This window comes from Cupriavidus sp. LA-1, assembly GCF_055385985.1.
In genome coordinates this window covers 1,765,739-1,784,417 of sequence record NZ_AP031388.1, presented here as the reverse complement: position 1 = coordinate 1,784,417, position 18,679 = coordinate 1,765,739, and the positions used below count along the sequence as shown (strand labels likewise).

Here is an 18,679-nt window from a genome sequence, read left to right as displayed (position 1 = left end):
GATTTTCGGGCAGCAGGAAGACGCTTGCCTGGATGCCCGCCACCGGCGCGGGCAGTCACAACCGCGCACCGATCAGCGCAGCCAGCCGGGCATGATGGCTTCAGGTCTTCCTCGAAGGTCCTGCTTACTCGGCCGGCGCAATCCCGTCGCCGTCGGCACCCAGCTCATCCCCGTCCCCCGGTGCCAGCGGAATTTCCACCGTCAGCGCCGTACTGCCCGGTGCCGAGCGGATCAGCAGCCGCCCGCCGATCACCGACGCGCGCACCTGCATATTGCGCAGCCCGCGCCCGCCACGCGTGGCCTCGATGTCGAAGCCGCGGCCGTCGTCGGCCAGCGTGATCCGGATCACCTGCGCGGCCATGTCCGCACGGGCGGTCACGGCAAGGGAGCGCGCCCCCGCGTGCTGCATCACGTTGGTAATGCCTTCGAGCAGCAGGTATTGCAGTTCCTGCACCTTGCGCGCGGTGAAATGCGGCAGCGTGGGCAGGCGTTCGACCTCCCAGTGGATGTCGAGGCCGGCATCGGCGATGCGCGGCCCCAGGCGGTAGCGCAGGTTGCCCAGCACCGCCGCCAGGTCGCCGCCGGTGTCCTGCATGGCGTCGATGGAAAGCTTCAGCGAATCCAGCGCATGCCGCACCTGCGTGGCGATCTCTGGGCTGCTGGCCTTGCCGGACTCCAGCATCGACAAGGTGGTGACAAGCTGGCTGCCCAGGCCGTCGTGCATGTCGCGCAGGATGCGCCCGCGCTCGCGCAGCGCGGTCTCCTCGGCGGCGATCTTCTGCGTGCGCGCAAAGGCCGCGCGCAGCTGCGCCTCGCGCTGCGCGACGCGCTCGGTCAGCACCTGGTTGGCGTTCTGCAGGCTGTGCACGGCGCTGGTATAGCGCTCAGCCAGCATCCACGCCATCACCACGCTGAACGGCACCGACACATAGCGCGTCATGGAATGGATCCAGTAGTAGTCGCCGGTCAGCCAGACCTTGATCCAGTCCGCCAGGAACAGCACCGCCGACACGCCCACGGTGGCGGCCAGCAGCGACGCCTCGCGGCTGGGCCGGCGCAATGCGCCCCAGACCATCGCGCCGGCCACGGTCACGATGATGCCCACCTTGATCAGCCAGCTCAGCGGGAACAGCAGCGGGTGGCTCGACATGGCGGCCATCGGCGCGATCACCGGCAGCGCCAGCCACAGATAGGCGTTCAGCGTGCGATGCAGCCAGCGCCACGGCACGCGGATCACCAGCAGGCAGAAGCGGGCGATGGCGCCCAGGAACACCTCGCGCGCGGCGGCGACGATATAGCCGCGCAGTTCCGCGGGAATTGGCAGGTCATCGACAAAGTAGTCGAGCAGCCGCACGCTCCAGGCGAGTTCGGCCAGCCCGTACAGGCCGAACAGCGGATCGCGCTGCCGCCACCAGATCAGCAGCGCGAGGCCCCCCAGCACGACGCTGAGCACCGCTGCGATCAGCGGGCCGGCCACGCGCAGGCGGAAAGCCTGGTTGTATTGCGCGCGCACTTCGGCGGCCGGGCCCACCGTCACCGGCAGCAGGCCCGTGCGCGCATAGGCGTGTCCCGCGATGGTGATGCGCAGCACGTTGCCTTGCGTGCTCACCAGCTCCGGCGGCATGGCCACGTAGTAGGGCCGCTTGGCCAGCGCCGACGACGGTGCGTCCAGGCGCCCGCCGGCGGCGATCAGCACGCCATTAAGCCGCACCTCGTAGCTGCCGCCGGCCCATGGCACGAACAGCCCCCCAGGGTCCGCCGCGGGCCAGTTGCGGTCAAAGCGCAGTTCGTAGGCCACTATGCCGGACTTGCCCGGCATCACCCGGTCCCAGTAGTCAGGCAGCGTCAGCGGTTGCGCCGGCAGCACCGTGCCGTCGGTCAGCGTGGCCGAGCGTGTGGCCTCGGTCAGCTCCGTGGTGCCGGCCGCTGCCATGCCGGAGAGCAGCAGGCAGGCCCAGGCCAGCAGCGCGGCAAGCACGGTGCGGAGGCGGTGCGACCCGGGCGGCATGGCGTGCGCTCACAAGGACTTGAGCAGGCCCAGCTTGGCCGCCTCGAACACGGCCTCGCCGCGCGAGCGTACCGCCAGCTTGCCGTAGATGTTCTTGATGTGCGATTGCACGGTATGCACGCTCAGCCCCAGGTAGCGGGCCGTCTCGGCGTAGGTGTAGCCGCGCGAGATCAGGTCCAGGATCTCGTTCTCGCGCACCGACAGCGCCACCGCGCCGGTGGCCGCGGCATCGCGCGTGAGCGCCTCGGACGGCGCGCCGCGCAGCCGGTTCACCACCTGCCGCGCAATCAGCGGGCTCATTGGCGAGCCGCCCGCGCGCAGTTCGCCGATGGAGGCGGCGATGCGGTCCGTGGTTTCGTCCTTGAGCAGGTAGCCGATAGCGCCCGCCTCGATGCTGGCGAGCACGTGCTGGTCGTCGCCGAACACCGTGACCACCATGCAGTCGCAGCCGGGATAGCGCTCGCGCGCGTCGCGGATCACGTCGATGCCGCTGCCGTCCGGCAGGCCGAGGTCGCACAGCAGCACGTCGGGCCGGTGCTGCGCGAGCCAGGCCAGCGCCTCCGCCGCGGTGGCAGCGCTGCCGGATACGGCAGCGCCCGGCGCATGCATCTGAACGGCCTGCACCAGCCGGCTCAGCGCCGCGGGGTCGTCTTCGACGATCAGGACTCTTGTTGTGCTTGTCATGCCTGTGTTCCCGAGCCATGCCGCTGTGCGGCCAGTCTTGCTGCCCGTCCTGCTGCATGCTGTGGCGGGCACGACGGCGGATTCTGACATATCCACCCGCGCATGGGACGGCCAGGCCGGCCCCTTCAGGGTAAACGCCGCCGCGCTGATCTGCCGCCCTTACCGATCGCACGGACAGGCCCCGTTAACCATCCCATATTCTGGGGAGGCGCCGCACCGGCGCCTGCACCTATGATTGCGCCAAAAGAGCCCTGCCTGCGCCCCCGCTCCGCTGCGGCCGGCGGCGCGGGCGACAAGACAGGCGACGGGAATACGGGGAGCACCACCGTGACTAAGAAAACAGCCGGCATACCGGCGGCACGGGAAATCGGGAATGCAGGGGGGAAGCCCGCGGGCGCCATCCCGGCAACGGCCACGCTGCGGCTGGCTGCCGGGATGGCCGCGTGCGGGCTGGCGGCGCTGCCGTTCGGGCAGCGGGACAGCCCCCGTTCGGGGGATATCTCCCCTCTTTTCCCGTAGTTAGAGCGATTTTGCCAGTTCTGTCAGTTTTTGCAGGCCGTACGATACAATGCCCCGGCGCCAGCCGAGGGAGCTGGCGGACCTGGAGAAAAAAGCAGAATGAAGACGGGAAAACTGGTGGTAGGGCTAGCGCTGGCTGGGTTGCTCGCCGGGTGTGAATCGATGGACGGCGCAATGTCCTCCATCAGCGGCGTGCTCGATGGCACCGGCGACGTGCTGAGCGGCGACTTCCGCATGCTGGCGGATCCGAAGCCGGCCTCGCTCGGCGACATCTGGTCGGACTGGAAGAAGAACGAAATCACCGCGAAGAAGAAGTGGGATGCCCAGGCGATCCTGGTATCGGGAACGGTCTCCCGCATCACCAAGGTGGATGGCCTGCGCAAGTCGGACGACACCATCGCCGTCTATTTCAAGGATTCGGTCAATCCCCAGTGCACCGGCAAGGCGCTGATGCGCGACGCGCTGATGGTCAACCAGAAGAAGATCAGCAACCTGCAGACCGGGGACAAGATCAACGTCACCGGCGTGCTGGCCACGAGCGATTCGGAAACGTATAACAGCAGCAACACCCAGTGCTATTTCGCGTTCGCGAAGTCGAAGATCGAACCAGCCCCGACTACCACGGCCGCTGGCAGCGCAGCCGCTCCTGCCAAGGCCACGACCACCAAGTCGACCAGGTCCACCAAGACCAGCAGCACGAAGTAGGCTGGCTCACCTGTGGCAAACGGGCGGCTGTCATGGATACATGGCCGCCACGCCCACCTCCGCCGCCAGCCTTTCGCGGATAAATCCCAGGAACGCCCGCACGCCCTCAGGCAGCGTGCGGCCCGCCAGGGTCTGCAGCTCGATCGCGCGGCGTCTCATGCCCCGTTCTCGGATCGACGCGGCATGCAGCTCGCCGCGGCGCAGGCGGTCGCCCACCGTGACGGTACCGGAGATCGACAGCCCGCCGCCGTGCAGCACGAAGCTGGTCAGCGTCTCGAAATGGTTGGTCACCAGCACCGGCTCGAACACGATGCCGCGCTCGCCGCAGGCAAGGTCGAACAGCTGGCGCACGGTGTTGTCGCCCTCGGGCAGCGCCATCGGGTAAGGCTGCATCTGCGCCAGCGTGACGCTGCGAAAGCGCGCCAGCGGATGGTCCGGGCGCATGATGGCGATCACCGGCGCCGGTTGCCGGTGTTCGATGCGGATGCCCTGCTCCGCGGCGCGGCTGTAGGTGATGCCGATGTCCGCATCGCCATGCAGCACGATGCCGGTGACTTCCGCCGGTGGCGCCACGCGCACGTGGAATTGCAGGCCCGGATAGCGCTGGCGGAACTCGGCAATGATGCGCGGCAGGAACTCGATCGCAAACCCGGCCGAGCTGGCCACGCGCACCCGGCCGCGGCGCAGGCCCTGCAGCGCGGCAATCTCGGACACCACGCGGTCGGCCTCCAGGGCGCCGCGCAGCGCATGGGCCGCCAGCAGCTCGCCCGCAGCGCTGGCCACCATGCCGCGCGGGCGGCGGTCGAACAGCGGCACGCCGAGCAAGGCTTCGAGCGCGCCGACCTGGCGGCTCACCGCCGACACGGTGACATTGAGCCGCTGCGCCGCCTCGGTCAGCGAGCCGCTGCGCACGACCTCCAGGAAATAGCGCAGCGAGGTGTCCTGCAGGCGATGCGACAGCATGGTCGGCTCCGGGGGCTGGTTTGCGTTTTACGCAAGGATATTTGAAAAAATCATCGATTGTGGGAAAGCCCGCGCCGCCCGTATGCTTTTCCCGGACACCACAGGAGACACCCGAGCCATGGCGCCTGCCCAGCCCCCCGATCCGGTCACCAATCCCATCGCCGAACTCGATGCCGTCGCCCTGTCGCGCGCCATCCATGCGCGCGAGGTCTCTTGCGTGGAAGTGCTCGATGCCTTCCTTGGCCAGATCGACCGCCACAACCCGCGCGTCAACGCCATCGTCGCCCCGGTTGACCGCGACACCGTGCGCGCGCAGGCAGCCGGGCTCGACGCGGAACTGGCGCGCGGCGCCAGCCGCGGCCCGCTGCACGGCTTTCCGCAGGCGCCCAAGGACATCAGCCCGGCCGCGGGCATGGTCACCACCAGGGGCTCGCCGATCTTCGCCGGGCAGGTCAGCGACGTGGACGCCGTGATCTTCGAGCGCATGCGCGCCGGGGGCGCGCTCTTCGTCGGGCGCACCAACTCGCCGGAATTCGGCCTGGGCGGCCACACCTACAATCCGGTCTACGGCACCACCCGCAACGCCTTCGACCCGGCGCGCTCCGCCGGCGGCAGCAGCGGCGGCGCCGCGGTGGCCGTGGCGCTACACATGCTGCCGGTGGCGGATGGCTCGGACATGATGGGGTCGCTGCGCACGCCCGCGGCGTTCAATCATGTCTATGGCCTGCGCACCTCGGTCGGCTGCGTGCCGCACGGCCCGGGCGACGAGGTCTTCTTCCAGCAGTTCAGCGTGGCCGGGCCGATGGCGCGCAACGTGCCCGACCTGGCCCTGCTGCTGTCGGTGCAGGCCGGCTTTGACGCGCGCCTGCCGCTGACGCGCCGCACCGAGGCGCCCGGCACCTTCACGCTGCCGCCCGAACGCGACTGGACTGGCGTGCGCATCGGCTGGCTCGGCGACCTGGGCGGCCACCTGCCGACCGAAGCCGGCGTGCTCGATACCTGCGTGCAGGCACTCACGCACCTGCGCCAGCTCGGCTGCATCGTCGACGCGGCGCTGCCCGCGTTCGACCTGGAACGCCTGTGGCGTGCCTGGATCGACCTGCGCAGCTTCTCCGTGGCCGGCGCCAACGCGGCGCTGTACCACGACCCGGCCAGGCGCGCGCTGCTCAAGCCGGAAGCGGTATGGGAAATCGAACGCGGCCTGGCCCTGCCAGGCACGCGCGTCTATGAGGCCATGAGCGAACGCAGCGCGTGGTACCAGGCGCTGCGCGCGCTGTTCGAGCGCTTCGATTACCTGGTGCTGCCCGCCGCGCAGGTATTCCCCTTCGATGCCGGCTGGGACTGGCCGCACGCCATCGACGGCCGCGACATGGACACCTACCACCGCTGGATGCAGGCGGTGGTGCCGGCCACCATGGCCGGGCTGCCGGCGCTGGCCGCGCCGGCCGGCTTCGGCCGGCAGGGCCTGCCAGCCGGCATCCAGATCATCGGCCCGGCGCAGGCCGATGCCGCGGTGCTGCAGCTCGGCCATGCCTACGACCAGGCCGGCGGCTTCTCGCGCGTGCAAAGCCCCTGGCTCGACTGAGCCTTCGGCTGGTCCCGGCTCCGCTTCATATTGCTTCGTATTGCTTCCGATTGCCTTCTATTCCTACAACTGCCGGCAGGAGTACCAACGATGACCGCAATGCCCCCGAAGCTGTTTCTCGCCTGCGCCGCCGCACTGACCGCGGTGCTGTCCACAGCGCCCGCCGCCGTGCAGGCGCAGTCCTGGCCGGACCGCCCGATCCGGCTGGTGGTGCCCTTCGCCGCGGGCGGCGCCACTGACGTGCTCGGCCGCCTGCTGGCCGTCGGCCTGGGCGAAAAGCTCGGCCAGTCGGTGGTGGTGGAAAACAAGCCGGGCGCCAGCACCGTGATCGGCGCCGCCCAGGTGGCCAAGGCCGCGCCCGACGGCTACACGCTGCTGCTGGCGGCCAGCACCACGCTGACGCTGAACCCGGCGATCCGGCAGCACCTGGGCTACGACCCCATCAAGAGCTTCACCCCGCTGGGCCTGATCGCCGACATGAGCCTGGTGCTGGTGGCCAACCCGGACACGCAGATCACCTCGCTCAAGGACCTGGTGACGCAGGCCAAGGCCCACCCTGACAAGTTCTCCTACGGCTCGTTCGGCGCCGGTTCCTCGGTGCATTTCGGGGCGGAGATGCTCAAGTCCGCCACTGGCATCCGCATGGTCCACGTGCCCTTCAACGGCAGCGCCCCCAGCCTGACCGCGCTGGCCGGCGGCCAGGTGCCGGTCGCGGTCGATACCGTGGTGGCCACCTTGCCGCTGATCAAGGGCGGCAAGATCCGGCCGGTGGCCGTGCTGTCGCCGCAGCGCCTGCCGGCGTTGCCGCAAGTGCCGACCGTCGCCGAGAGCGGCTATCCCGGCTTCCAGATGGGCACCTGGTTTGCGCTGCTGGCGCCGGCCGGACTGCCCGCGCCGGTGCAGCAGAAACTGGAGAAGGCGCTGGCCGAAGTCGCCAACGCGCCCGCCACCAGGGCACGCATGGTCGAACTGGCGCTGACGCCGGCCTACGGCGATGGCGCGGCAGTAAAAGCGCGGGTGGAGAAGGAATTGCCCGAGATGCGCGCGGTGGCGGCGCGGGCGGATATTCGCGCCGAGTGAGTGCACGGCGGCCGCCGGAAAGCGTGCATCGCGATCCGGCGCGCCGTTGGCTGCGTGAACGCATCGCCACATCCGTCTGGGCGGCGGCACCCACGCACTTTTGCATACAAAACTGGAATACAATCAGCGATTTCAACGCTGCGGCATGGGGTGGTACCCCCTGTGCCGCCGCCAAGTTCCGGAGGAAAGCATGACGTATTCAGCAACGGGCCTGACGTCCCGCCATGTGGCAGCGCTTGCGCCGATCGAGGATTACCTGCAGGGCCATATCACCGGCAAGGCCGAATTCATGTACAAGGCGTTTACCGCCGACGCGCGCATCGTCTCGTTCCGCGACGGCAAGCTGCACTCGCTGACGGTTGAGGAATTTGCCTCGGCGCGCTGCCCCGGCCACCCCGCCGCGGACGAGGCGCAGCGCAAGCGCTGGATCACGCAGTTCGACGTGGTCGGCAATGCCGGCGTGGCCAAGGTGGTGCTGGAATATCCGGGCGTGACCTTCACCGACTACATGACGCTGCTGGAAATCGACGGTGTCTGGAAGATCGTCAACAAGACCTTCAGCGCCGCGCCGCGCTAAGGGCAGGACCGCCGCCGCGGCAATGCGCCGCAACCCGGGCCTGCTTTGCGGCAGCAGGCAACCCTGCCCGCGACATCGGCCCGAAGAAAGTGCAAGCAGGGCGTGCGTTCAGGCCGGCAGCACCGCGGTGGCCTCAATCTCGAACAGCATGTTGTCCAGCGCCAGCCGCGGCACCGGGATCAGCGTGCAGGCCGGCGTCGGCCTGTCGCCCCACATCTCGCGCAGCGCCGCACCGAAGGTGCGCAGGCGGTCGTGCGAATGGTCGACCACCAGCACCGTAAGCTTGGCCACATCGCCCACGTCAGCACCCGCCGCATCCAGTGCGATGCGCAGGTTCTGCATGGCGCGCGCCACCTGGCGCGGAAAATCCAGCGGCAGGCAGCCGGCCGCATCCTCGCCGCCCTGCCCCGCGATATAGACGATGCGGGCCGGGCCTTCCACCACCGCCACATGCGAATAGCCGTTGGGCCGCGGGTCATACAGGCCCTCGGGATTGATGAGGCTGAGCGACGGATTGGGGCGGGCGACCGGCATGGTGGGCACTGACGGCAGCGCCGGCATCGAGGGTGAACGCAAGGATGAGGGCGAGAACGGGAACATGGTCATCAGCTCTGTATTGAGGCGTGGCGAACAGTGGAGTGGCGAGTATCGAACCTCAACTTAACTTGAGGTCAAGCGCCGCCATGGTGGTAGCATGGGCATTCTTTCGTTCCACAGATGTCTGCCATTCCCGATGGCCTCCGCGAAACAGCCCACTCCCCCGCGCCGGCGCCGCCCCGCGCCTTCAGAAGAACTGCTCTCCGTCGGCGAAGTCGCCGCGCGCACGGGCATTGCCGTATCCGCGCTGCATTTCTATGAGTCGCGCGGCCTGATCGCCAGCACCCGCAGCGGCGGCAACCAGCGCCGCTATGCGCGCGCCGTACTGCGGCGCCTGGCCGTGATCCGCGTGGCGCAGCGCATGGGGCTGCCGCTGGCGGTGATCGCAGACGCCATGCAGAAGCTGCCGGACGGGCGCGCGCCCACCGTGGCCGACTGGCGCCGGCTCTCCGCCAGCTGGCGTGATGACCTCGACGAGCGGATCCGCATGCTTACGCAATTGCGGGATCAGCTTGATGGATGCATCGGCTGCGGGTGTTTGTCGCTGAAGGCTTGTCCGTTGCGGAATCCGCAGGATGCGCTGGCGGGGGAAGGGCCGGGGCCGCATTTTCCTGAAGAGGATTGAATGAGGGGGGCTGCTGTTCGTTGGATTGCTTGGGTATGTAGGGCGGGTTCGATGTTGTCGTAGGTTGGACCGCCCAAGCCCCCCAGAGCCTAACCCCCAATTTCCCGCTTACTGAAATGTCTGCAGGTAACCCAGCAGATCAGTGATCTGCTGATCATCACTAAGCCCCCAGAACCGCATCTTGGTCCCAGGCACCACCTTCCCGGGCGAATGAACAAAGGCCCGCAGCGTATCCTGCGACCACACCACCTTCGATGCCCGCATCGCCTCCGAATACTGGAAATCAGGGGTACCACCAGCGGCACGGCCAATGATGCCGTTGAGCTGCGGCCCGAACCCCGCCCGCGCGTTGCGGCCGACGTGGTGACACGAAGCGCAACGTGTGGCAAACACCGCCTTGCCGGCCTGGATATCGGCGGCGGCAGTGGCTGCGTCGGGAACAGCGGTGAGGACGGTGAGGGTCAGCAAGCCAAGGGCGGTACGGCGCATGGAGCAGCTAGGGAAGAAAAGAGCTTTCGGCAACGGGCTTGCATGATACAGGCGCAGCCAGAACGCCCCTGCCCCTGCGGCAGGGTTACACCACGTCACACTTGCAACACTTCGCGCGCCCCATATTACAAGCCCGCCCCCTACAGTGAGGCCATGTCCAACGCCCCTTGGGAGGCAACCATGAAACGAATCATCGCAATGGCGGTAGCAGGTGGTGCAATGCTGGTGGCCAGCGCCGGGGCTTACGCCGGTGTGAATATCGATATCGGCATCGGCGTGCCGGGCGTGGTGGTGGCCCAGCCTGCGCCGGTCTACCGGCCGGCCCCGGTCTATGCGCCCGCGCCCGTCTATGCGCCTGCGCCGGTTGCCTATGCGCCGCCCCCGGTGGCACCGGCACCGCGCCCCGTGGTGGTGGCACCGGTGCCGGTGCGCTACGACTATGACCGTGGCTACTATCGGGACTACCACCGGGGCTACTACCGCGACGGCTATCGAGACTACCGCCGCGACTGGCGCGAGCGCGAATGGGGACACCGTCGCGGCGACGATGACGACCACGGCCGCGGGCAAGGGCGCCGCTGGGACTGACCGGTGGGACTGACCTTGCGGCCGGGCGCCCGCCTGCAAGGATTCTCCAGTCAGGCTACCCTGTCGGCAATTTCCAGATCCGGGCGGGGGCCCCGCGCCCCCGCCCATGCCAGGAGTAGCCATGCCCCAACCGATCAAGATCGACTTCGTCTCCGATATCGCCTGCCCCTGGTGCGCCATCGGCCTGTCTTCGCTGCAACTCGCGCTGCAGCGCCTGGGCGATACGGTGGATGCCGAAATCGTCGTGCATCCATTTGAACTCAACCCGGGCATGCGCCCCGAGGGCGAGACCATCGTCGACTATCTGGGCAAGAAGTACGGACGCACCCCGGCCCAGATCGCTGAAACCCAGGCCATGATCCGCGAGCGCGGCGCCGCCGTGGGCTTTCCCTTTGGCCAGCGCACCCATGTCTACAACACCTTCGATGCCCACCGGCTGCTGCATTGGGCAGGGCTGCAAGGCAAGCAGCTGCCGCTGAAGCTGGCACTGCTGCGCGCTTACCATGCCGACGGCAAGGACCCGAGCAATCATGACGTGCTGGCCGAAGCCGCCCAGGACGCTGGCCTGGATGCCGCAGCGGCGCGCAAGGTGCTGGAAGGCGATGATTATGCCGATGCGGTGCGCGCGGAAATCCAGGAATACCAGCGCATGGGCATCCAGTCGGTGCCCTCAATCATCTTCAACAACCGCTACCTGGTCACCGGCGGGCAGCCGGTGGAGGCCTTCGAGCAGGCCATCCGGGAGATCGTTGCCGAGGCGCAGCAGGCGCAGGGCTAGTCGCTACTGCCCCGCGCTTGCCCCAATCACTTCGAGGCTGGCGAGCTTCGAGACATGGCGACATACCGACCGACGCAGCCAGGCCCGCCGCCGGCGTCGCACGCCAGGCTTGGGTTAGACTCGCGCCCATGAACAAGCGCACTGCTACGAACGCCAGGGCCGCCAGGGCGGCCGCTGCTCCCTCGGTACGTTTCCGCCTGCGCGTCACGGTGGCGGACGTGATCGCCTTCGGCCCGGGCAAGATCGCGCTGCTGGAGGCGGTGCGCGACTGCGGCTCGATTTCCGCGGGCGCGCGCAGCCTGGGCATGTCTTACCGCCGCGCCTGGGTCCTGCTGCAGGAAATCAACACGGCGATGCGCAACCCGGCCGTGATGTCCGAGCATGGCGGCGAGCACGGCGGAGGCAGCGTGCTGACCCCCGAGGGCGAAGCGGCGATCGGCCTGTACCGCGCCATCGAGAAAAAAGCCGCCGCGGCCTGCTCGCGCGACATCGCCGCGCTGCTCGACCTGCTCGCCTAGCCGCTCTGCCACGGCCGCACCGAGATCCGCTGCACGGCAATCGCCTGGCGCGGGCCCAGGCGCCGGTCCCGCAGCGACATCAGCTGCAAGCCGCCAGCCGCGGCGGGCAGCTGGACCCCATCCTGCTCCACCACCAGCATCGCGCCCTCCCCGATCGGGCTGTTGTACAGCTCGTGCCAGCTGAACAGGCAGGCATAGCCGTCGCCCGCCTGCACGGCGATCACCATCTGCTTGGCTTGCGAGCGCGGCAGCGCGGGCATCCCGGCCAGGTCGAGCAAATCGGTCAACAGCACGCCGCGCAAGCGGCTGACGCGCCGGATATGCCGCCCCGAATAGCATTCGACGACCAGCGGTCCGCCGGCGGTGCCAGGCATGGCCAGCAGCTCGCTGCGCCCGACATGGCGGCAGTGCGGCAAGGCGCCGGCCAGCTCGACGCTGTCGGAGAAATGGGCCACGCGCGGCGCGTGGTCGGACGGGTTCGGCATGGGCCTGTCTCCGGTTGGCAAGCGGGTGCTCATGGCGCGCTCAGCAGCGCGCGCGCCGTCTCGGCCACGATCTCGCGCAGCCAGCGCGCCGCGTGATCCCGATGGGTGCGGGCATGCCACAGCTGGTAGTAGCGCAGCACGCGCGCCGGGGCCGGCAGCGGCTCGATGCGCAAGGGCAGCAAGGCGGCGTAATGGCGGGCAAAGGCGCGCGTGGTGGTGAACACAAGGTCCGAGCGCACCAGCACATAAGGCGCCATGCAGAAGTACGGAATCCGCGCGGCGATGCGGCGCGACAGCCCGGCATCGGCCAGTTCGATGTCGACGGTGCCGTGGCCCGCCAGCTCGCAGGTGGTCGCGGCCAGGTGCGCGGCCTCAGCGTAGGCCAGGGCCGTCAGGCCGCCGGCCGGCACCGGGTGGTCGCGGCGCAGCAGGCAGACCAGTTCGTCCTCGCACAGCGATTGCAGGTGCAGGTGGCCGGGCGGCGTCTGCCAGTTGCCGATCACCAGGTCCAGTTCGCCCTCGGCCAGGCCGCGTGCATAGCCCGCGCCAGCCTGCAGGTGCCGCACCTCCAGCGTGGCCTGCGGCGCCAGCGCGCGCAGCCGGCCGATCACGGCCGGCACGAACGAGACGTCCAGGTAGTCCGGCGAGCCGATGCGGAAGGCACGTGCGCTGCGCGCGGGCTCGAACGGGGCCACCGGCTCCAGGATCTGGCCGATGCCCTGCAGCGCCAGCCGTGCCGGCTCCGCCAGGGCAACGCCGCGCGCGGTCGGCACCATGCGGTTGCCGGTACGCACCAGCAGCGGGTCGCCAGTAAGGGCCCGCAGGCGCCGCAGCGCCACGCTGATCGCGGGCTGCGACTGGCCCAGCAGTGCCGCCGTGCGCGACACGCTGTGCTCGGTGAGCAGCGTGTGCAGGACACGGACCAGATGCGAATCGACCAGCTCTCGGGACATGGCGGCATGGGGGCAGCAGTGCAAGCGTTATATACATTCTGACATAACGCTTGTGCCCCGGCCCATATGCGCGCGCATATGACCGCTATACGCAAGCGGCCCGCCCGGAACCCGGGCAGGCCGCTGCTGCCTTTCCCTGCTGATCTTTCAGCGTGCTGCCGCCTTCATCCCTGCCGTCGCGCCATCCGCCGCGAGGGGCGTACGGTTGGCCAGCCCAAGCACCACCTGCCAGGCGAACGACACCGCGCCGGCGATAAACACCACGTCGCCGAAGGTGCGCACCCAGCGCAGGGTCTGCAGTACGGGTTGCTGCATGAACGCCTCGCTGCGCGCATACCAGGTGCCATGCTCGACGCTGGCCAGGAACTGGATGATGCCGATCGGCAGCAGGCTGGTGCCGATCATCAGCACCAGGCCGAGGTTCAGGCCCCAGAAGGCGGTCTTCATCAGCCTGGGGCTGAGCCGGTAGGCCGGGCGCACGTAGCGCAGCACCAGCAGCGTGAAACCCAGCGCGAGGAAGCCATACACCCCGAACAGCGCGGCATGGGCATGGACCGGCGTGGTGTTCTGCCCCTGGATGTAGTACAGCACGATCGGCGGGTTGATCATGAAGCCGAACACCCCGGCGCCCAGCATGTTCCAGAACGCCACTGCGACAAAGCACATCAGCGGCCACTTCAGGTCGGCCATCCACGGCGCGCGCCGCTTCAGGCTCCAGTTCTCCCAGGCTTCATGGCCGAGCACAATCAGCGGCACCACTTCCAGCGCGCTGAACGCGGCGCCCACCGCCATCACCGGCGTGGTGGTGCCGGCAAAGTACAGGTGGTGGAAGGTGCCGGGAATGCCGCCCAGCATGAACAGCGATGCCGAGGCCAGGCTGGCGGCCGTTGCCATCGGGCGCGACACCAGGCCCAGCGTGGAAAAGATGAAGGCCAGCGCCGTGGTGGCAAAGACCTCGAAGAAGCCTTCCACCCACAGGTGCACCACCCACCAGCGCCAGTACTCCATCACCGTCAGGCTGGTGCGTTCGCCGTAGGCCAGGCCCGCGCCGTAGAACAGGCCGATCGCCACCACCGACGAGGTCAGAAGCGCCAGCAGGTTGCGGTCGGTGCCGCGCGCGCGCAGCGCCGGCAGGATGCCGCGCATCATCAGCACCAGCCAGATCAGGATGCCGGTGAACTTGCCGATCTGCCACAGGCGGCCCAGGTCGACGTACTCATAGCCCTGGTGGCCCAGCCAGAAGTTCAGGTGCGGCGGCAGCTTCTGCGCGATCGCCAGGTAGTTGCCGGTGAACGACCCCACCACCACGACCACCAGCGCCCAGAACAGGACGTCGACGCCCAGTCGCTGGTACTTCGGGTCCTTGCCGCCGTTGATCAGCGGCGCCAGGAACAGGCCCGCGGCCAGGAAGCCGGTTGCGATCCAGAACAGCGCGCTCTGGATATGCCAGGTGCGCACCAGCGCGTACGGGAACCACTGCGAGACGTCGATGCCGTAGAACTTCTGGCCCTCGACGGTGTAGTGCGCGGTAAAGCCGCCCAGGAACACCTGGAACACGAACAGCGCCACCACCAGGAACAGGTACTTGCCGAGCGCGCGCTGCGACGGCGTCAGCGCCACGGCCAGCAGCGGGTCGCGTGCCGGCGCCTGCGGCGGCGCGTCTTCCTTGCCGCGCAGGAAGGCCCACGCCCACACCAGGAAGCCGACGCCAGCCAGCAGTACCACCACGCTGATCACCGACCACACCACGTTCTCGCTGGTGGGCTGGTTGCCGATCAGCGGCTCATGCGGCCAGTTGTTGGTGTAGGTGGCCTCGTGCCCCGGGCGCGCGGTCGATGCCGCCCACGCGGCCCAGAAGAAGAAGTGCGTGAGCTGTTCGCGCCGTTCTGCGCTGGGGAGCGTGTTCTCCTTCATCGCGTAGTGCTCGCGCGTGGTGTGCAGCGCCGGCGCGTCGGAGAAGAGCTTGTCGTAGTAGGCGGCGGTGTCGGCAATAGCCTGCGCACGGCGCTTCGACACGGTAAGCACCTTGGTGGCCGGATCGGTGGCGTTGCCGCGGTATTCGGTGCGCAGCTGCTCGCGCAGCGCGGCCTGTGCCGGCGCGTCGAGCTGCGCATAGGGCCGGCCGTAGGCGTCCTGCGCGCCCAGTTCCAGCCACGCGGTCAGCTCGCGGTGCAGCCAGTCGGCGGTCCAGTCCGGCGCCTGGTACGCGCCGTGGCCCCAGATGGAGCCAAGCTGCATGCCGCCCACGGACTGCCAGGCGGTCTGGCCGTCGAGAATCCCTTCACCGGTGAAGAGCGCGCGGCCATCGGTCGTGACGACCTTGGCGGGCATGGGCGGGGCCTGCCGGTACACCTCGACGCCGTAGTAGCCGAGCAGGGAGAACGTGATCGCCAGCACGGCGATCAGCAAAAACCAGAGTCTGCGGTAGGAACCCATGATGCGATGTCGTTGGTTGGGGTGGCGGGCGGGTTCAGGCGTGCGTCGAGCAACCGCAGCCGGTGGCTTGCGCGGCGGCGGCCGGTGCCGAGGCGATCTCGAACAGCACGTTGTTTTCCAGGTGGATGTGTTCCATCAGGTCTTCACGCAGCGTGCGCAGGCCCAGGTAGAGCGCGCGCCAGGTATTGCAGGCCGCGCGCGGCAGCGTGATGTCGTTGGTCAGCGCCGCCAGCCGCTGCAGTGCCACCCCGTGGTCGTCATGCTCGGCCCGCATCACCGCGATCGGCCGGCCCGCGGCGGCATGCAGGCCGCGCGACAACATCGGGAACAGCACCTGCTCTTCCTTCTGCATATGCGTTTCCAGCTCACCCAGCATGTCGCTCAGGTGGTCGGCCAGACCAAGCGGACAATCGGGCCGGTCACCGTGGACCTGCTCGACGCGTCGCGCGAGGCGGATCAGCTCGGGCAACTGCTCGCGGTGGCGCGCATGGAAGCGCGTGAGGATATGGTCGATCAGCGTGGCTGGCGCCGCCGTGTTCCAGTCTTGCGCGGGCGTCCCGCCTTCGTCCTGCAACGCACGCAGCTGTGCGTCGATGGTGCCGATGGCAGCCGCATCGAGACCCCGTTGCTGCGCGGCGTCTCGCAGGGTCTGCTTGCCCCCGCAGCAGAAGTCCAGCCCATGGTCGTGGAAGATCCGGGTGGCCCCGGGAATGAGGCGTGCCAGTTGGCCGAGCGAGTGGTCCTGCAAAGTCATGATGGTTTCTCCGGTGTGGAAGTTATGCCCGCATGACTAACGCGAGGAGCGTGCCCGAAAAAAATCCATCCGGATCAATGACTTGAAATATCGGTGGTGATAAATACCCTATACTTCTCGCGGTACTTAATACCCTTATGGTTCTTTTCACCATGCTACCAAGCGCGATGTATCCCGAGTTGCTCGCCGACCTTGTCACCGACCTCCCGCACGCTGTGCGCCTGCAGCGGCTGGTCAGCATGCTGCGCGCGCATTTCCGCTGCGGCGCGGTGGCGCTGCTGCGGCTGGAAGAAGACCACCTGCGCCCGGTTGCGGTCGATGGCCTGGTGCGCGATGCGCTGGGCCGGCGCTTTGCGGTCGGCCTGCACCCGCGCCTGGCCGCCATCCTGGCGCGCCGCGGGGTGACCTGCTTCCATCACGACAGCATGCTGCCCGACCCGTACGACGGCCTGATCGACGAGCACGTGGGCGAGCCGCTGCCGGTGCATGACTGCATGGGCACCAGCCTGGCCGTGGACGCGCAGCCGTGGGGCGCGCTGACGCTGGATGCGCTGGCGATCGGCACCTTCGATGCCGGGGCCCAGGCCGAGCTGCAGCGGCTGACCGTGATCGTCGAAGCGGCCATCCGCACCACCCGGCTGGAAGGCGAGATCCGCGCGCTGCAGCTGGCGCGCGGCGCGCCCGATGCCGATGAAGGCACGGCCCAGCATGGCGACATCGGCGGCGAGATCATCGGCCAGAGCGAGGCCATCGCCAACCTGCTGCATGAACTGGAAGTGGTGGCGGATACCGACCTGCCGGTGCTGCTGCTGGGCGAAACAGGGGTGGGCAAGGAACTGTTCGCCCACCGCCTGCACCGCCAGTCGCGCCGGCGCGCGCAGCCGCTGGTGCATGTCAACTGCGCGGCGCTGCCGGAATCGCTGGCCGAGAGCGAGCTGTTCGGCCACGCGCGCGGCGCTTTCTCGGGCGCGACCGGCGAGCGCCCGGGGCGCTTCGAAGCCGCCGACGGCGGCACGCTGTTCCTGGATGAAGTGGGCGAGTTGCCGCTGGCGATCCAGGCCAAGCTGCTGCGCACGCTGCAGAACGGCGAGATCCAGCGGCTGGGCTCGGACCGCCCGCGCCGCGTCAACGTGCGCGTGATCGCCGCCACCAACCGCAACCTGCGCGAACACGTGCGCGACGGCTCGTTCCGTGCCGACCTTTACCACCGCCTGTCGGTCTACCCGATCCCGATCCCGCCGCTGCGCGAGCGCGGCAACGACGTGCTGCTGCTGGCCGGGCGCTTCCTGGAGCTGAACCGCGCGCGCCTGGGGCTGCGCAGCCTGCGGCTGTCAGGCGGTGCGCAGGATGCGCTGCGCAGCTACCGCTGGCCTGGCAACGTGCGCGAGCTGGAACACGTGATCAGCCGCGCCGCGCTGCGCGCCGTCAGCCGCGGCGCGGGCCGCAATGACATCGTGACCCTGGAGCCCGAGTTGCTCGACCTCGACGGGCTGGAAGTGCCCTCGGCACGCCATGCCGGCGCCAGCATGGCCAGTGCGATTGCCGCCCCGGCGCTGGCCGCTGGCATCACCCTGCGCGACGCCGTGGAGCAAACCCAGCGGGCCTGCATCGGGCTGGCGCTGCGGGACCAGGGGGGCAACTGGGCCCAGGCGGCACGGCAGCTGGGCATCGATGCCAGCAACCTGCACAAGCTGGCCAAGCGGCTGGGATGCAAATGAATGACACACTTGTGTGCCAGGATGCCGAGATGGCGATGCGCGCCGTTACCGCATAAGCTAGTCCGGGTGCCGCCCCCCTCTGGCGGCATCGCCGTGTGCAGCAATTGCCGCCCCGATGACCCGCACGCCCACCAGGGAGATCCCCGTGATGATGACCTCAATGCAAGCCTTCTGGCCGCTCGGCTTCTGGCCGTTTCCCACCCTCTTCTCCGGCGTGCACCAGGTCGAGGCCATGGAGGCCGACCTGGCGGACAACTGGCGCCGCATGGCCGAACTCAACCTCGAGTTCGCCCGCACCATGTTCGAAGACATCCAGTTCGATGCCATGGGCAAGATGGTGGCGCAGGAGCCAGAGGCCATGTACGCGCGCGAGATCGCCCTCGAACTCCCGCTGCTCGGCAGCCCGCTGCACTATGCGTCGGCCATGCTGGAGTTGTACGCGCGCGCCCAGCAGAAGTGGATAGACGCCTGGGGCCACCTGCTGACACGGGGCGCGATGCCTGACTGGCAGGACATGCAGAAGGGCGTCACCGATATCCCTTTCTGGCAGGTCCGCGAGACGCCGCGGCCGGCCTGATCCGGCGCCGCTTCCCCCCTTTTGCACACCGTCACGCCTG

20 protein-coding genes are annotated in these 18,679 nt (G+C 68.7%); 11 read left to right on the top strand and 9 right to left on the bottom strand.

Annotation, left to right across the window (positions count from 1 at the left end; translation table 11 throughout):
* Window positions 1–124: 124 nt before the first annotated feature.
* Both ACZ5MJ_RS27290 and ACZ5MJ_RS27285 read right to left on the bottom strand, forming a co-directional pair.
* A complete protein-coding gene (locus tag ACZ5MJ_RS27290; RefSeq protein WP_464224047.1) occupies window positions 125–2,008 on the bottom strand; it encodes a sensor histidine kinase in 1,884 nt (627 codons plus the stop codon).
* A 9-nt stretch (window positions 2,009–2,017) separates the two neighbouring features.
* Window positions 2,018–2,692 carry a response regulator gene (locus ACZ5MJ_RS27285; RefSeq protein ID WP_464224046.1) on the bottom strand — a complete coding sequence of 225 codons (675 nt, stop codon included), beginning with the start codon at window positions 2,690–2,692 and terminating at the stop codon, window positions 2,018–2,020.
* Window positions 2,693–3,019: 327 nt separating this feature from the next.
* Between ACZ5MJ_RS27285 and ACZ5MJ_RS27280 the strand changes: the two genes are divergently transcribed.
* Window positions 3,020–3,211: a hypothetical protein gene (locus ACZ5MJ_RS27280; RefSeq protein WP_464224045.1), complete on the top strand. Its 192-nt coding sequence runs from the start codon at window positions 3,020–3,022 to the stop codon at window positions 3,209–3,211.
* 99 nt (window positions 3,212–3,310) lie between these two features.
* Window positions 3,311–3,916, top strand: coding sequence for an OB-fold protein (locus tag ACZ5MJ_RS27275; protein ID WP_464224044.1), 606 nt, complete (start codon window positions 3,311–3,313; stop codon window positions 3,914–3,916).
* 30 nt (window positions 3,917–3,946) lie between these two features.
* Here ACZ5MJ_RS27275 and ACZ5MJ_RS27270 read toward each other — a convergent pair whose 3' ends face one another.
* A complete protein-coding gene (locus tag ACZ5MJ_RS27270; RefSeq protein ID WP_464224043.1) occupies window positions 3,947–4,879 on the bottom strand; it encodes a LysR family transcriptional regulator in 933 nt (310 codons plus the stop codon).
* A gap of 118 nt (window positions 4,880–4,997) precedes the next feature.
* Between ACZ5MJ_RS27270 and ACZ5MJ_RS27265 the strand changes: the two genes are divergently transcribed.
* From ACZ5MJ_RS27265 to ACZ5MJ_RS27255, 3 genes are all read left to right on the top strand, one after another.
* A complete protein-coding gene (locus ACZ5MJ_RS27265) occupies window positions 4,998–6,464 on the top strand; it encodes an amidase (protein WP_464224041.1) in 1,467 nt (488 codons plus the stop codon).
* Window positions 6,465–6,554: 90 nt separating this feature from the next.
* Complete coding sequence (locus ACZ5MJ_RS27260) at window positions 6,555–7,544, top strand: Bug family tripartite tricarboxylate transporter substrate binding protein (protein ID WP_464224040.1); 990 nt, start codon at window positions 6,555–6,557, stop codon at window positions 7,542–7,544.
* Window positions 7,545–7,734: 190 nt separating this feature from the next.
* Window positions 7,735–8,121 carry a nuclear transport factor 2 family protein gene (locus ACZ5MJ_RS27255; protein ID WP_464224039.1) on the top strand — a complete coding sequence of 129 codons (387 nt, stop codon included), beginning with the start codon at window positions 7,735–7,737 and terminating at the stop codon, window positions 8,119–8,121.
* A gap of 108 nt (window positions 8,122–8,229) precedes the next feature.
* Here the strand turns inward: ACZ5MJ_RS27255 and ACZ5MJ_RS27250 are convergent, their stop codons facing one another.
* On the bottom strand, window positions 8,230–8,727 hold the full coding sequence (locus ACZ5MJ_RS27250; protein WP_464224038.1) for a RidA family protein: 498 nt from the start codon (window positions 8,725–8,727) through the stop codon (window positions 8,230–8,232).
* A gap of 127 nt (window positions 8,728–8,854) precedes the next feature.
* Here ACZ5MJ_RS27250 and soxR point away from each other — a divergent pair, with 127 nt between their 5' ends.
* Entirely contained in the window at window positions 8,855–9,343 is a 489-nt protein-coding gene (soxR, locus tag ACZ5MJ_RS27245) for a redox-sensitive transcriptional activator SoxR (protein WP_464224037.1), read from the top strand.
* A gap of 108 nt (window positions 9,344–9,451) precedes the next feature.
* On the opposite strand, the gene ACZ5MJ_RS27240 is transcribed toward soxR, so the two are convergent.
* Window positions 9,452–9,832: a c-type cytochrome gene (locus tag ACZ5MJ_RS27240; protein ID WP_464224036.1), complete on the bottom strand. Its 381-nt coding sequence runs from the start codon at window positions 9,830–9,832 to the stop codon at window positions 9,452–9,454.
* 180 nt (window positions 9,833–10,012) lie between these two features.
* Here ACZ5MJ_RS27240 and ACZ5MJ_RS27235 point away from each other — a divergent pair, with 180 nt between their 5' ends.
* The 3 genes from ACZ5MJ_RS27235 to ACZ5MJ_RS27225 all read left to right on the top strand — a co-directional run bounded on the left by ACZ5MJ_RS27235 (window position 10,013) and on the right by ACZ5MJ_RS27225 (window position 11,716).
* Complete coding sequence (locus ACZ5MJ_RS27235; protein ID WP_464224035.1) at window positions 10,013–10,420, top strand: hypothetical protein; 408 nt, start codon at window positions 10,013–10,015, stop codon at window positions 10,418–10,420.
* 121 nt (window positions 10,421–10,541) lie between these two features.
* Window positions 10,542–11,198, top strand: coding sequence for a DsbA family oxidoreductase (locus tag ACZ5MJ_RS27230; RefSeq protein WP_464224034.1), 657 nt, complete (start codon window positions 10,542–10,544; stop codon window positions 11,196–11,198).
* Between the two features lie 197 nt (window positions 11,199–11,395).
* Entirely contained in the window at window positions 11,396–11,716 is a 321-nt protein-coding gene (locus ACZ5MJ_RS27225; protein WP_464226621.1) for a winged helix-turn-helix domain-containing protein, read from the top strand.
* On the opposite strand, the gene ACZ5MJ_RS27220 is transcribed toward ACZ5MJ_RS27225, so the two are convergent.
* The 4 genes from ACZ5MJ_RS27220 to ytfE all read right to left on the bottom strand — a co-directional run bounded on the left by ACZ5MJ_RS27220 (window position 11,713) and on the right by ytfE (window position 16,344).
* On the bottom strand, window positions 11,713–12,201 hold the full coding sequence (locus ACZ5MJ_RS27220; RefSeq protein WP_464224033.1) for a hypothetical protein: 489 nt from the start codon (window positions 12,199–12,201) through the stop codon (window positions 11,713–11,715). The genes ACZ5MJ_RS27225 and ACZ5MJ_RS27220 overlap by 4 nt on opposite strands.
* Window positions 12,202–12,230: 29 nt before the next feature.
* On the bottom strand, window positions 12,231–13,154 hold the full coding sequence (locus ACZ5MJ_RS27215) for a LysR family transcriptional regulator (RefSeq protein ID WP_464224032.1): 924 nt from the start codon (window positions 13,152–13,154) through the stop codon (window positions 12,231–12,233).
* 147 nt (window positions 13,155–13,301) lie between these two features.
* Window positions 13,302–15,590 (bottom strand): nitric-oxide reductase large subunit, encoded by a 2,289-nt coding sequence (locus ACZ5MJ_RS27210; protein ID WP_464224031.1) that lies wholly within the window; start codon window positions 15,588–15,590, stop codon window positions 13,302–13,304.
* Between the two features lie 34 nt (window positions 15,591–15,624).
* Window positions 15,625–16,344, bottom strand: a complete 720-nt coding sequence (gene ytfE / locus ACZ5MJ_RS27205) for an iron-sulfur cluster repair protein YtfE (RefSeq protein WP_464224030.1) — start codon at window positions 16,342–16,344, stop codon at window positions 15,625–15,627.
* A 152-nt stretch (window positions 16,345–16,496) separates the two neighbouring features.
* Here ytfE and norR point away from each other — a divergent pair, with 152 nt between their 5' ends.
* The gene (norR, locus tag ACZ5MJ_RS27200; RefSeq protein ID WP_464224029.1) at window positions 16,497–18,062 is read left to right on the top strand and encodes a nitric oxide reductase transcriptional regulator NorR; all 1,566 of its coding nucleotides are present in this window, start codon (window positions 16,497–16,499) and stop codon (window positions 18,060–18,062) included.
* Window positions 18,063–18,210: 148 nt separating this feature from the next.
* Window positions 18,211–18,639, top strand: coding sequence for a polyhydroxyalkanoate granule-associated phasin (locus tag ACZ5MJ_RS27195; protein WP_464226620.1), 429 nt, complete (start codon window positions 18,211–18,213; stop codon window positions 18,637–18,639).
* Window positions 18,640–18,679: the final 40 nt, after the last annotated feature.

Coding starts and splice junctions, on each gene's coding strand:
- ACZ5MJ_RS27230 (WP_464224034.1), top strand. CDS start 10,542: ATGCCCCAACCGATCAAGATCGACTTCGTCTCCGATATCGCCTGCCCC.
- ACZ5MJ_RS27235 (WP_464224035.1), top strand. CDS start 10,013: ATGAAACGAATCATCGCAATGGCGGTAGCAGGTGGTGCAATGCTGGTG.
- ACZ5MJ_RS27215 (WP_464224032.1), bottom strand. CDS start 13,154: ATGTCCCGAGAGCTGGTCGATTCGCATCTGGTCCGTGTCCTGCACACG.
- ACZ5MJ_RS27265 (WP_464224041.1), top strand. CDS start 4,998: ATGGCGCCTGCCCAGCCCCCCGATCCGGTCACCAATCCCATCGCCGAA.
- ACZ5MJ_RS27285 (WP_464224046.1), bottom strand. CDS start 2,692: ATGACAAGCACAACAAGAGTCCTGATCGTCGAAGACGACCCCGCGGCG.
- ACZ5MJ_RS27260 (WP_464224040.1), top strand. CDS start 6,555: ATGACCGCAATGCCCCCGAAGCTGTTTCTCGCCTGCGCCGCCGCACTG.
- norR (WP_464224029.1), top strand. CDS start 16,497: ATGCTACCAAGCGCGATGTATCCCGAGTTGCTCGCCGACCTTGTCACC.
- ACZ5MJ_RS27275 (WP_464224044.1), top strand. CDS start 3,311: ATGAAGACGGGAAAACTGGTGGTAGGGCTAGCGCTGGCTGGGTTGCTC.
- ACZ5MJ_RS27220 (WP_464224033.1), bottom strand. CDS start 12,201: ATGCCGAACCCGTCCGACCACGCGCCGCGCGTGGCCCATTTCTCCGAC.
- ytfE (WP_464224030.1), bottom strand. CDS start 16,344: ATGACTTTGCAGGACCACTCGCTCGGCCAACTGGCACGCCTCATTCCC.
- ACZ5MJ_RS27290 (WP_464224047.1), bottom strand. CDS start 2,008: ATGCCGCCCGGGTCGCACCGCCTCCGCACCGTGCTTGCCGCGCTGCTG.
- ACZ5MJ_RS27250 (WP_464224038.1), bottom strand. CDS start 8,727: ATGACCATGTTCCCGTTCTCGCCCTCATCCTTGCGTTCACCCTCGATG.
- ACZ5MJ_RS27195 (WP_464226620.1), top strand. CDS start 18,211: ATGATGACCTCAATGCAAGCCTTCTGGCCGCTCGGCTTCTGGCCGTTT.
- ACZ5MJ_RS27270 (WP_464224043.1), bottom strand. CDS start 4,879: ATGCTGTCGCATCGCCTGCAGGACACCTCGCTGCGCTATTTCCTGGAG.
- soxR (WP_464224037.1), top strand. CDS start 8,855: ATGGCCTCCGCGAAACAGCCCACTCCCCCGCGCCGGCGCCGCCCCGCG.
- ACZ5MJ_RS27255 (WP_464224039.1), top strand. CDS start 7,735: ATGACGTATTCAGCAACGGGCCTGACGTCCCGCCATGTGGCAGCGCTT.
- ACZ5MJ_RS27210 (WP_464224031.1), bottom strand. CDS start 15,590: ATGGGTTCCTACCGCAGACTCTGGTTTTTGCTGATCGCCGTGCTGGCG.
- ACZ5MJ_RS27240 (WP_464224036.1), bottom strand. CDS start 9,832: ATGCGCCGTACCGCCCTTGGCTTGCTGACCCTCACCGTCCTCACCGCT.